Here is a 13440-nt window from a genome sequence, read left to right as displayed (position 1 = left end):
ATTTTGCTCACTTACACTGGATTTGTTTACTTATCGTTCCTTATTTATATTTTTTATATTGTAATCTGGGTGTTTGGCTTTTTGCAAGCGCTTAACGAAAAGACAAAACCATTACCAGTATTGGGAAAATACTTTCAAAAATGGTTCACATTCATATCATAAACTATAACAATGTCCTTAAAACCCCTATCGCTAACATATTTATTACGACCATCCTCTAAAGTTTCCGGCAAAATACCTGCGCTTTTTATGTTCCATGGTTATGGTAGCAATGAAGAGGACCTTTTTTCCTTTGCACCGGAATTGCCAGGAGAGCTGATGGTATTTTCAGTAAGAGCTCCTTATGATATTGAACCATTTGGCCATGCATGGTATGCCATTAATTTTGATGCCGAACAAGGGAAATGGAGCGATGACGAACAGGCCAAAGAATCTAGGGAAAAAATTGTTGCTTTTATGGACGAAGCCATTGAGGCATACGATTTGGACAAAGACAATATTACGCTGTTGGGCTTTAGCCAAGGAACCATTTTAAGCTATGCGGTCGCCTTATCATATCCGGAAAAAGTGAAGAACGTGATTGCGCTCAGCGGATACATCAACGAAAATATTTTGGTGGACGGCTATGCTGAAAAAGACCATAGTAAACTAAATTTTTACGCATCGCATGGGCAAGTGGACCAAGTAATTCCTTTGGAATGGGCACAAAAGTCGCCAGAATTCCTTGAAAATCTGGGCATTCCAACTACTTATCAGGAATTTCCTGTGGGTCATGGTGTTTCCCAACAGAACTTCTTTTCCTTTAAAAAGTGGTTAGAGGAACATGTTTGATGTTTGATGTTTGATGTTTGATGTTTGATGTCGGAAGTCCGATGCACGAGGTCTGGAGTCAGTTTCGCGGTCGGTAGTAACTCTTGTTTTTGAACTTGTTGGGGGGCCGAAGTCTGATGTCCGAAGCACGAAGCTGGCAGTAACCCAATAACTTAGTAACTCCGAACTCTGAACTCTGAACTTCAGTCTTGGTTCTTGTCTCTTGATTCTTTTGTCCTTATTCTATTTTTTCTCTGTTCTTGTTTCTCTTTTGGCACGGATTAATTACTGCGGAGCGTAAAGCAAATGTTCGGCCAAGGTAAAATCCACGCTTAAATCATCTTTTAGCTCATATTTTATAATAAGGTCTCCCCAATATTTTCCATCTGAAAAATCGGCCAAAATCCATTTATGGTTCAACACCTTAATCTTATTTATTTTAAAATCACTTTCCATTCCTTCATAGGGAATTAAAGGATTATCGCCTTTCTTCTCGTTGGTTTCCAATAATTTATCCTGAATATAGAGTGATGGGTTTTCTAAATTCAAATGGTCGTAATATGCCAAAGCATCATCATTGTTTTCCAAAGTAAAGTATTGCATATCCAATACTTTTAAATGCATGGTCTGCAGGGAATCCTCGAGTTTTACTACCTCTTCTTCAAGTTGTTTTACATCAGAGGTCAATGCTTTTTGCATATTGTTTCCCGTCACATATTGAAACAAAGCCAACAAAGCGGCAAAAACAAACAGGTATAGAAAAATTCTGCTTTTCATCAAATCTAAATTTTAATCTTTAGGTTATCGTAGGCCAAATGTATGTTTTCGGGAAGACTTTTCTCCACTTCTTCATGGAATCCCAACAAAGCACTGATATGGGTAAAATAGGTTTGCTCCGCCCCTACTTTTTCGGCAAACTCCAAAGCTTCCTCCAAATTGAAATGGGAATGGTGCGGTTCTAGCCGAAGCGCATTTACAACCAATACTTTGGCGCCTTTTATTTTTTTGATCTCCTCTTCATCTACCCGCTTTACGTCAGTTAAGTACACAAATTCCCCAAAGCGGTATCCAAAGACCTGTAGTCTGTTGTGAAAGGCTTCTATGGGAACTACATCCAAATCGCCCAACGGAATATTTTTATCCTTTGAAACTTCGTGGACCTGTACTGCTGGTGCGCCAGGATAACGGTCCTCATCTGCAAAAATATAATCAAAACGTCTTCTGAGGGAATCCAAAACCCTTGGATGCGCATAAACCGGAATGTCTCCTTGTCTAAAGAAAAAGGGTCGAATATCGTCAATTCCAGCGGTGTGATCGGCATGCTCATGCGTAAACAGAATCCCGTCCAATTTATCTATGGGGTTGGCCAACATTTGTTGCCTAAAGTCGGGGCCGCAATCAATCACGTAGTTATAATCTTTCCAAGAAATGAGCACGGATACACGTAGTCTTTTGTCTTTTGGATTATCGCTCAGGCAAACGGGGTGTTTGCTTCCGATTATGGGGATTCCCTGTGAAGTTCCCGTACCCAAAAAAGTAATGGTCATCTTATCATCCATTAAATCCAAAATTATAACTTATTTATTTAATAGATTGATTGAAGAGTGTAACTTTGCTTTACTTTAAAAATTCGGATATGCCTAGCGTACCAAGCAGAGAAAATGCTTTTGAAAATATTCCTTCCATAAAGGCCAAGACCCTTAGGATCAATTTGAACCGTGATATTTATGGAACATTTGCGGAAATTGGTGCCGGACAGGAAACTGCCAGACATTTTTTTAGGGCCGGTGGGGCTTCTGGAACCATAGCAAAGGCGATGAGCGCTTACGACAAATCTTTTAGTGATGCCATTTATGGCATTGAGGAAGATGGGCGCTATGTTACCCAATCCCGGTTAAAAAAGATGTTGGATCACGAAATGAGATTGGTCGAGGAACGGATCAGTAGGGACAGTAATCCGGATTATTTGTTCTTTAGTTACGCCAATACTGTAGCTACCATCGATTTTTCCAAACGTTACAAAGGGCATGGATGGGTTGGACTTCGTTTTCAGTTGGACCCGGACCAAAAGGAATATGACGAAATCGTACTTCATATTCGTTTTAAACAAAATGAAGCAAGATTACAGCAAGAAACCTTGGGCATTTTAGGTGTAAACTTGATTTATGGGGCATTTTTCAAGTTCCATAAGCCCAAAAAACTTTTAAAATACCTATACGATCATATCGACCATGATACTTTGGAAATTGATATGATCAACTTCACAGGACCCAACTTTGCGGATGTTGATAATAGGTTGATGAGCCTTCAGCTTATTAAAAATGACATGACCGACGCGGTTATGTTTGGTCCCGATGGAAACAACTTGCTGCCTGCAGCCGTGTTGTACAAGAAAAATATCTTGGCATTACGGGGTAGTTTTAGGCCTGTTACCAAGGTGAATATGGACATGTTCCAAAAGTCATACGATATTTTTATTCGGGAACAGACCGTGGATATGGAAAATGCCATTGTTGTTTTCGAAATAACATTGTCCAACCTAAAGGCATCTGGAGAAATCGACGAGCAGGATTTTATGGACAGGGCGGAGCTATTGTGTTCACTCGGACATACAGTATTGATTTCCAAATTCCAAGAGTACTATAAATTGGTAGAGTATTTTAACAATTATACCAAAGCCAAGATTGGATTGACGATGGGCGTGAACAATTTAGTGGATGTATTTGATGAAAAATACTACCGTCACTTAAGTGGTGGTATTTTGGAAGCTTTCGGAAAATTGTTCTTTAAAGATTTGAAGGTTTATCTATATCCGATGAAAGATCCAGAAACGGGTCAAGTACTCACCAGCAACAATGTCAAAGTCCATCCTCGTATGAAGGAATTGTACAAATTCTTTAAGTACAATGGAAAAGTGATGGATATTATTGATTATGACCCGGATGTACTTCATATCTTTTCAAGAAATGTGCTCAAAAAGATTATTAACAATGATGATGGATGGGAAAAAGAGCTGCCAGAAGGTATTGCTGAAATAATAAAAGAGAAAAACCTGTTTACCAGAAAGGTTCTTGAAGAGAAGGAAAAATAAAATAAAAAGGCGCTGATTCAGCGCCTTTTTATTTTAAAATGTCAGTTCGCGCGCAGTCAAGAACTTTTAATGCCTATTGTTCCATATCATCTCGATTGCCCGTCCGTCCGGCAGGCGCGAGCTCGATGAGACAAATACGTTTTACGCATCAAGTAATTGCGCGGCGTGATCTTTAGTCTTCACTTTGTCGATAACATTTTCCACAACACCATCTCCATCGATCACAAAAGTGGTTCTGTGAATGCCATCATATTCCTTGCCCATAAACTTCTTAGGGCCCCAAACGCCAAAGGTATTGATTACGGTATGGTCTTCGTCGGCCAATAAAGGAAATGGGAATTCATATTTGTTCTTGAAATTCGATTGTTTCTTTTCCGAATCTGCGCTTACACCCAAAAGTTCATAGCCTTGTGCTTGTAATTCCTTGTAATTGTCACGAAGATTACACGCTTCGGCCGTGCAACCTGGTGTATTTGCTTTGGGATAGAAAAACACTACCAGCTTCTTCCCTTTGTAACCACTGAGATTAATTGTGTTGCCGTCTTGGTCTTTTGCTGAAAAATCAGGTACTTTATCACCTACTTTTAACATATTCATGTGCGTTGCTCTTGAATTAATTGTTTAATATTTACATTAACAAAGTTAAACAAATATGACCAAACAAGAAAAGGTTGATTTTGCCATCAAAACCTTGGATGAACTATATCCTACTATTCCCATTCCGTTAGATCATAAAGATCCCTATACTTTGTTGATAGCTGTGTTGTTATCGGCCCAAAGTACGGATGTTCGGGTCAATCAAATTACCCCTCTTTTATTTGAAAAGGCGGATAACCCTTATGATATGGTAAAACTTTCTGTGGATGAGATTCGGGAAATCATAAAACCAGTAGGGCTGTCACCCATGAAATCAAAGGGAATATATGGGCTGTCCCAAATTTTGATTGAAAAATATAATGGTAAAGTCCCTCGCGACATTGCGTTGTTGGAAGAATTGCCAAGCGTGGGACACAAAACGGCGAGTGTTGTGGTTTCCCAAGCCTTTGGAATTCCTGCTTTTCCGGTAGATACCCACATTCATAGGCTGATGTACCGTTGGGGTTTTAGTAATGGGAAAAATGTGGTGCAAACCGAGCGTGATGCCAAACGATTGTTCCCCAAGGAGATTTGGAACCGTTTACATCTTCAGATTATTTGGTACGGTAGGGAATATTCACCGGCCAGGGGCTGGGATTTGGAAAAAGATATTATTACCAAGACCATTGGTAGAAAAACAGTGATCAACGAGTATTATAAAAACAAAAAGAGCCGCTAGTTGCGGCTCTTTTCGTCAGTTTGATCCTTAAATTAATTCAATGTTACTTCAAACTGGTGTTTTTTGTAGTCAACTACATGAATCGATTTTGAAAAGCTAAGCAAAAAATCTACTGTTTTCTGACTAGCTTTTACCGTTTTTACGGATTTTTGTTCTTCAGAGTAAATGTTTTCCATATTCTAGCGTAAGTAATTGTTTCCATTATATAACGGCGCTAGTTTGGAAATATTGCAGACTTCGACGTATTGCTCGATTAATTCGTTAAAACGATGTTTTTACGCTCTACAATTTTTCTTAAATTAATGAGTGCATAACGCATCCTTCCCAAAGCTGTATTAATACTAACATTGGTGTTTTCGGATATTTCCTTAAAGCTCATATCCTTGTAAATACGCATGATGAGCACCTCTCTTTGATCATCTGGCAATTCATCGATCAAAAGTGTTAGATCACTTTCTATTTGATCTTTGATGATTTGCTTTTCGGCATTCAACTTTTCATCGTGGATAACGGAAAAAATGTTGAAATCATCGCTGCCTTCGAACTTGGGCATTCTTTTATTTTTACGGAAATGATCTATCACCAAGTTGTGCGCAATTCGCATTACCCAGGGCAAGAATTTGCCCTCTTCGCTATATCTTCCTTTTTTCAAGGTTTTGATCACTTTGATAAAAGTGTCCTGAAAGATGTCCTCTGCAACATCTCTGTCCAAAACTTTGCTGTAAATAAAGCTGGTAATTCTTTGGTTATGCCTGTTGATCAGGATTTCAAGAGCCTTTTCGTCTCCGTCAATGTAGTTCTTTACTAAAATCGAATCTTTAATCTGTAGCTGTTCCATACAAATTACTTTTTTTGGGTTAAAATCACAGTCCTCCCTTTAAAAGGAAAACCTTAGTTATTCAGTTTTTAATCTTTAAAAAGTAATTATTCTGTATAGGCCTATCAGGATTTTAATTACACTTCAAATATAGATAAATAGCTAGGCGATCTAAAAATCTATGTTGTGAGTTGACGATTTTTATATGTTAACTGATGCAATATACGTATTAAGTGTGGCGTATCGTATCTTTGAGACCCTAATTTTAACGAATGGCAATCAATATAAACGTAGATCCCAAGCAGAATATTATCATAAAGGGTGCCAAACTGCATAACCTTAAAAACATAGATGTTGTCATCCCAAGAAATAAATTGGTGGTTATCACAGGTTTATCCGGTTCGGGGAAGTCTAGCCTAGCTTTTGATACACTCTACGCCGAAGGCCAGCGTAGGTATGTAGAGAGCCTTTCCTCCTATGCACGCCAGTTTTTGGGCAAACTGGACAAACCCAAAGTGGACTATATTAAAGGTATAGCTCCTGCCATTGCCATTGAACAAAAAGTAAATTCCACGAACCCACGCTCAACCGTTGGAACCACTACCGAAATATATGACTACTTAAAGTTGCTGTATGCCAGAATCGGAAAGACCCTATCCCCTATTTCTGGCAAAGAAGTAAGGAAGCATACCGTAACGGATGTCATCAATTATATCAAAGGACTTAACGAAAGGGACAAACTTCTGTTATTGGCCCCTATAACCATTAGTGAAGAACGGGAACCTTTAAAATCCTTGGAACTTTTCTCCAAACAAGGGTATGCCCGTATTAAATATAAAGGAGAGGTCATCCGAATAGATCAAGCGCCAGAAGATATTGGTAGAGAATTCGACTTGGTCGTAGATCGTATCATTGTAAAGGATGATGAGGATTTTTATAACCGCTTGGCCAATGCTGTGGACAATGCCTTTTTTGAAGGAAAAGGCCAGTGCGCCATTGAAAACCTTCAAACCGGAGAAGTAAAGACCTTCAGCAACCAGTTTGAGTTGGACGGAATGAAGTTTTTGGAACCGAACGTTCACTTGTTCAGTTTTAACAACCCCTACGGAGCCTGCCCAAAATGTGAAGGCTATGGCGATGTTATCGGAATTGATGAGGATTTGGTGATTCCCAATACTGCTCTATCTGTCTATGAAAATGCCATTTTCCCATGGCGAGGCGAAAGTATGAGCTGGTACCGTGATCAATTGGTGAACTCAGCTTACAAGTTTGATTTCCCCATTCACAAACCTTGGTTTGAACTTTCCGAAGAACAAAAACAATTGGTTTGGGATGGGAACGAACATTTTATCGGCATCCATAAGTTTTTTGAACAGCTAGAAGAAAAAAGCTATAAAATCCAGAATAGGGTGATGCTGTCCCGTTACCGTGGAAAAACACGATGCTCCGTGTGTAAAGGAAAACGACTTCGCAAAGAAGCTGATTATGTTAAAGTAGGCGGCAAATCCATTTCAGATTTGATTGAACTGCCCATCAACCAGTTGACACCATTTTTTGAAGCATTAGAGCTTTCTGAACACGATACTTCTGTTGCCAAGAGACTATTGACCGAAATCACTACGCGATTGGGCTTTTTGGACAAAGTAGGTTTGAGTTACCTCACTCTGAATCGAAAATCGAACACACTTTCTGGTGGTGAAAGCCAACGTATCAATTTGGCCACCTCGTTAGGAAGCAGCTTGGTAGGTTCCATGTATATTTTGGACGAACCGAGTATTGGATTGCATCCTCGAGACACCGAGAATTTGATTGAAGTGCTCAAATCCCTTCGTGACTTGGGCAATACGGTTATTGTAGTGGAGCACGATGAAGATATTATGAAAGCTGCCGATGAAATCATCGATATTGGTCCAGAAGCAGGAACCTTGGGCGGAAAAGTGGTGGCTACTGGAGATTGGGAAGCAATCCTTCAATCAGATTCCTTAACAGCATCTTACCTTAATGGAACTATGGAAATCCCTGTTCCTGGAGAACGAAGGAATTCCAAACACTACATTCAAATAAAAGGGGCACGCGAAAACAACCTTAAAAATATAGATGTTACTTTTCCTTTAAATGTGCTTACCGTGGTCACTGGCGTATCCGGAAGTGGAAAAAGTACCCTCGTCAGGAAAATATTGTATCCCACCATATTAAAAGAAACCGGAGGATATGGCGAAAAAGCAGGTCAGTTTTCGGCAATGGAGGGAAAATATTCCCATATAAAGCATGTAGAGTTCGTAGACCAGAACCCTATTGGTCGCTCTTCGCGCTCCAATCCCGTAACCTATATAAAGGCCTACGATGACATTCGAAGTCTGTTTGCTTCACAAAAACTGAGCAAGTTAAGGGGATACCAGGCCAAGCATTTCTCTTTTAATGTTGATGGTGGTCGGTGTGAAAAATGTAAGGGCGAAGGTGAAATTACTGTAGAGATGCAGTTTATGGCAGATGTGCATTTGGAATGTGATGCATGTGATGGAAAACGCTTCAAAAAAGATATTCTGGAAGTCCAGTTTGAAGGAAAAAATATTGACGACATCCTTAACATGACCATTGACGATGCCATTGCACATTTTTCAACCCACAAACAAGACAAGATAGTAACCAAACTGAAGCCCTTGCAAGATGTGGGCTTGGGATACGTGGCTTTGGGGCAGTCCTCCTCTACCCTTTCCGGTGGTGAAGCGCAGCGTATAAAACTGGCCTCATTTTTGGTAAAAGGACATACCAAGGAAAAAGCTTTGTTCATCTTTGATGAACCTACCACAGGTCTTCATTTCCACGACATTAAAAAATTGCTTAAATCCTTTGATGAACTTATTGGCAAAGGACATTCCGTAATTGTAATAGAGCACAATATGGAGCTCGTAAAATGTGCGGATTACATCATCGACCTTGGTCTCGAAGGTGGCGAAAAAGGTGGTAATTTAGTGGTGGAAGGCACTCCCGAAGAAATTATCAACAATAAGGAATCCTACACAGCAACGTATTTAAGGGAAAAATTATAAGATGTCGGATGTCGGAAGCCCGATGCACGGAGTTGGAAGTGTCACGTTGAGCGCAGTCGAAACGTCCGAATTTGGAAGTACGCAGTCGGCAGTTGCAGCACGAAATACGCAGTTTGCAGAAACTCAATAAGCGAATAACTTAGTCCAAAGTGTCACGTTGAGCGCAGTCGAAACGTCGGAAGTCGGAAGTACGCAGTCGGCAGTTGCAGTACGCAATACGCAGTTTGCAGAAACTCAATAACCGAACAACTTAGTCCAAAGTGTCACGTTGAGCGTAGTCGAAACATCCGAAGTCGGAAGTACGCAGTCGGCAGTTGCAGTACGCAATACGCAGTTTGCAGAAACTCAATAAGCGAACAACTTAGTCCAAAGTGTCACGTTGAGCGTAGTCGAAACATCCGAATTTGGAAGTACGCAGTACACAGTTTGCTGTAACTCAATAAACGAACAATTTAGTCCGAAGTGTCACGTTGAGCGCAGTCGAAACGTCCGAATTTGGAAGTACGCAGTTTGCAGTAACTCCGAACTCATAACTCCAAAGTCTTGAACTTAAACTTAATACTTGAGTTCGATTCTAAATCTCTAGCAAAATAAGAATCACGTTTACAAGACCAAATACTGCACTTTAACCACGGAACAAACAGCAATGTAAGTATATTACCACTTGTTTTGTAAAAAAGAAAATACACTAAGTTCCAAGGACTTTAGTGGTTGATTTTTTCTATCAATCCAAACCGCTATTTCGTCAATTTACCATTGGCATCTATCAATTCATCTAGTCCAATAACGTCCCTATTCTCTAATATTACAGGTCACAAGTTAACATTGTAGCCATGTTCCTCTCCAAATCTACCTTACAAAAGAGAAAGTACGTTATTGCTTTTCTTCTAATGTTCATTGTATTGACTCCTTATGCATGGGGTAATAACTACGATCATTCAGTAAAAAACAAGTTCAACCATCTAAAAGTAAGGGCGAACAAAACAAAACTACCGGCACCCTTTATCGATTCACCGATGGACAGTGAGGTCTATGCGCCGGGCATTGCTGCAATACTTCAAACTCAAACACTTACCTATAACAACAATACACCAGGTTGTACCTATATCGAGTTTCGAATATTGGTTTATAATAAAAGTGACAACAACGAATCTCTTGAGAACATAGATATAAGCATGGGAACAGAGATTACCATAAGCTTTAAAGATGGCGATGACAACAACAACGGCCAATTGGATGTAGGGGAACAATGGACATACCAGGGCAAACGAATAATTCTTAAAAGTGAAATAGAAAATGGTATGGCAGAGGACCAAGCAGCAGTAAAAGCTGATGTGGTAGGCCAACCAGGGGTGGTCGTGAGCGACTTGTCACACGGAACACTACAAAATTTTGATGCTCCCACAAAAACCTTTTTAGATGATTGTGGCACAGGTATTTCCTTACTCTTAACAGGAGTAACCACAGGGCCTTTAGGAAATGGAGACCCCGGCTGTTCCGGTGTTGAGCTTACTTATGAACTGCACCATACCAGTGACGTTCCTGGCGAAACATTTGAATCCATTGTGCTGAACGATTCCCACCAAGGCAATATTATTGCCCCAGACAGTGGTGATGATATTAACTTTGGCCACCTAGATCCAGGTGAAGTATGGATTTACAAAGTCGCCTATGTGCCCACTGCCGAAGAATATCTGGCTGGGACCATGTTGGTTCAAGGCTATGTGGAAGGTGTTTCTGCTCTTGACACCAATATAATGGTCAGCGACCTTTCTGATTATGTTAGCTTGGACGAAGATAGAAAAACAGCGATAGACCTATCTACCTGTGTGCCAAAAATCAGCCTTATAAAAAAGGGGGTAACTATAAATGGATTAGGTGAAGAAGGAGGCTGTAGCTTTATACAGTATTCTTTTTCAGTAACCAATCAAAGTGGCCAAGACCAAGTGCTGAGCAATATTTCTTTGGCCGATATAAATAACCCAGGACTTTTTATACAAGGACCTAATGGGGATATCAACAATGATGGTCTTATGGACCCCGGAGAAACATGGGACTATACGGCCAATTACCAAATTACTGCGGATGATATCAACGCTGGTTCTGTAGAGAATCAGGCTCGCGTCGGGGCCGAGCTATTGGGGCCAGTGAATATTACCCTCGAGGATTTTTCCGATTATGAAAGTACCGATGAAGACCGTCCCACCGTGGTGGACCTTTCAGCATGTTCGCCAAGGATCAGTCTTATTAAAAAAGGAGTGGCCAAGAACGGTTTTGGTGAAGATGGAGGATGCAGTTTTGTAGAGTACAACTTTGTTGTAACCAATGAAAGTGGACCAGATTTAACTCTTGGAAATATAACATTGACAGACTTGAACATCCCAAATGATGCCATAGTTGGCCCCGATGGCGATACCAATAATGATGGCCTTATGGATCCTGGGGAAAGTTGGTCCTATACTGCTATTTATCAATTAACTGCCGATGACATCAATGCGGAACAGGTGGAAAATCAGGCACATGTAAAAGCAAAACTCCTAAGTACAGATATTGATGTTGAGGATTACTCCGATTATGAAAGCATTGATGAAGACCGTCCCACCGTAGTGCCACTCGTCAATTGTGCCCGCATGGGGCTCATTAAAACAGGAGTACTCAATGAAGATTGCACATCCATTAATTACACTTTTACCCTTACCAATGAAAGCGGTGACGATCAAATATTGGAAAATGTGGTGTTGAACGATTTAAGCCTACCCCTCGTCATTGAAGGTCCTGAAGGTGATGCGAATAACAATACCCGCTTGGATATAGATGAAACTTGGACCTATACCGCCACTTATGCCCTAACACAAGCCGATATTGATGCTGGGCAAGTAGATAATCAAGCTTTGGTCTCTGCCAATGTTCTTGGACTTCCAGACCTGATGATAGAAGATTTATCCGATGACAATAGTATTGATGAAAATGATATTACCTCTATTGATGTATCTAGTTGTCAAATTAGTTCACCATCCATTGGTTTGATAAAATCAGGAGTCCTTGCAGATGTCAATACCGATGGCTGCGACGAGAGCATCCGATATACCTTCACCGTGACCAACACGGGCGATGTGGACCTGGACCAGGTCACCGTGGACGACCCCTTGCTCGGTGGTGTGCTTGCAGGCCCCGTGGCGGGCAGCGACGAAGGGGACGACGGTATCCTCTCCATCGGCGAGAGCTGGACCTACGAGGCCCTCTACGCCTTTACCCAGCAGGATATCGATAACGGCAATGTGGCCAACTCCGCAACGGTCACCGCACAGCTATTGGGCACCGACACCGAGGTGCAGGACCTGTCCGATGACAACAGCCTATTGGAAGATGACCCCACAAACACCACGGTTCCCAACGATGCCTGTTTAAACGGCAGTGCCGGCATCGGACTGATAAAGACTGGAACCTTGACAGACGTCAACACCGATGGCTGCGACGAGAGCATCCGATATACCTTCACCGTGACCAACACGGGCGATGTGGACCTGGATCAGGTCACCGTGCACGACCCATTGCTCGGTGGTGTGCTTGCAGGCCCCGTAGCGGGCAGCGACGAAGGAAACGACGGTATCCTGTCCATCGGCGAGAGCTGGACCTACGAGGCACTCTACGCCTTTACCCAGCAGGACATTGATAACGGCAATGTGGCCAACTCCGCAACGGTCACCGCACAGCTATTGGGCACCGACACCGAGGTGCAGGACCTGTCCGATGACGACAGCCTGCAGGAAGACAATCCCACCAATACCACAATCCCCAACGATGCCTGTATAAACGGCAGCGCGGGAATCGGGCTGATAAAATCAGGTGCCTTGATAGACGTCAACACCGATGGCTGCAACGAGAGCATCCGATATACCTTCACCGTGACCAACACGGGCGATGTGGACCTGGACCAGATTATCGTGGACGACCGATTGCTCGGCGGTTCGCTCGCAGGCCCCGTACCCGAAAGCGACGAAGGGGAAGACCGCATCCTCTCCATCGGCGAGAGCTGGACGTACGAGGCACTTTACGAACTCGAACAAGCGGACATCGACAACGGGAATGTGGTGAACTGCGCAACGGTCTCCGCACAGATGGTCGGCACCGATACCGAGGTGGAGGACCAATGCGACAACGATAGCCTTCTGGAGGACGACCCCACCAATAACGTAGTGCCCAACGACGCCTGTACGACTGGCAGTGCAGGTATCGGGCTGATCAAAACTGGAGCTTTGGTAGATGTCAATACCGATGGCTGCGATGAAAGCATCCAATATACCTTTACCGTAACCAACACGGGCGATGTGGACCTCGACGAAGTCACCGTCAACGA

Annotated in this window: 9 protein-coding genes; 5 read left to right on the top strand and 4 right to left on the bottom strand. The window is 42.0% G+C overall.

Going from position 1 to position 13440, the window contains the following annotated elements:
- Positions 1-171: 171 nt before the first annotated feature.
- The gene (locus AC13CS_RS06205) at positions 172-831 is read left to right on the top strand and encodes an alpha/beta fold hydrolase (RefSeq protein ID WP_293162961.1); all 660 of its coding nucleotides are present in this window, start codon (positions 172-174) and stop codon (positions 829-831) included.
- A 264-nt stretch (positions 832-1095) separates the two neighbouring features.
- On the opposite strand, the gene AC13CS_RS06200 is transcribed toward AC13CS_RS06205, so the two are convergent.
- Together AC13CS_RS06200 and AC13CS_RS06195 are read right to left on the bottom strand one after the other, a co-directional pair.
- Positions 1096-1587 carry a hydrolase gene (locus AC13CS_RS06200; RefSeq protein ID WP_163624791.1) on the bottom strand — a complete coding sequence of 164 codons (492 nt, stop codon included), beginning with the start codon at positions 1585-1587 and terminating at the stop codon, positions 1096-1098.
- A 5-nt stretch (positions 1588-1592) separates the two neighbouring features.
- Positions 1593-2357 carry an MBL fold metallo-hydrolase gene (locus AC13CS_RS06195; RefSeq protein WP_293165229.1) on the bottom strand — a complete coding sequence of 255 codons (765 nt, stop codon included), beginning with the start codon at positions 2355-2357 and terminating at the stop codon, positions 1593-1595.
- Between the two features lie 89 nt (positions 2358-2446).
- Here AC13CS_RS06195 and AC13CS_RS06190 point away from each other — a divergent pair, with 89 nt between their 5' ends.
- Positions 2447-3901: a TonB-dependent receptor gene (locus tag AC13CS_RS06190; protein ID WP_293162955.1), complete on the top strand. Its 1455-nt coding sequence runs from the start codon at positions 2447-2449 to the stop codon at positions 3899-3901.
- Between the two features lie 141 nt (positions 3902-4042).
- Here AC13CS_RS06190 and bcp read toward each other — a convergent pair whose 3' ends face one another.
- A complete protein-coding gene (bcp, locus tag AC13CS_RS06185; protein ID WP_293162952.1) occupies positions 4043-4498 on the bottom strand; it encodes a thioredoxin-dependent thiol peroxidase in 456 nt (151 codons plus the stop codon).
- A gap of 55 nt (positions 4499-4553) precedes the next feature.
- Here bcp and AC13CS_RS06180 point away from each other — a divergent pair, with 55 nt between their 5' ends.
- A complete protein-coding gene (locus AC13CS_RS06180) occupies positions 4554-5216 on the top strand; it encodes an endonuclease III domain-containing protein (protein WP_293162948.1) in 663 nt (220 codons plus the stop codon).
- 253 nt (positions 5217-5469) lie between these two features.
- Here the strand turns inward: AC13CS_RS06180 and AC13CS_RS06175 are convergent, their stop codons facing one another.
- Complete coding sequence (locus AC13CS_RS06175) at positions 5470-6054, bottom strand: RNA polymerase sigma factor (RefSeq protein ID WP_014034330.1); 585 nt, start codon at positions 6052-6054, stop codon at positions 5470-5472.
- A 251-nt stretch (positions 6055-6305) separates the two neighbouring features.
- On the opposite strand from AC13CS_RS06175, the gene uvrA reads away from it, so the two are divergent.
- Positions 6306-9083: an excinuclease ABC subunit UvrA gene (gene uvrA / locus AC13CS_RS06170; protein WP_293162943.1), complete on the top strand. Its 2778-nt coding sequence runs from the start codon at positions 6306-6308 to the stop codon at positions 9081-9083.
- A gap of 833 nt (positions 9084-9916) precedes the next feature.
- A partial coding sequence (locus AC13CS_RS06165; protein ID WP_482888690.1) for a DUF7507 domain-containing protein occupies positions 9917-13440 on the top strand: 3524 nt, incomplete at its 3' end.

It is taken from the genome of Flagellimonas sp. B-3, from assembly GCF_056857835.1.
This window is presented reverse-complemented; position numbering and strand designations above follow the sequence as displayed.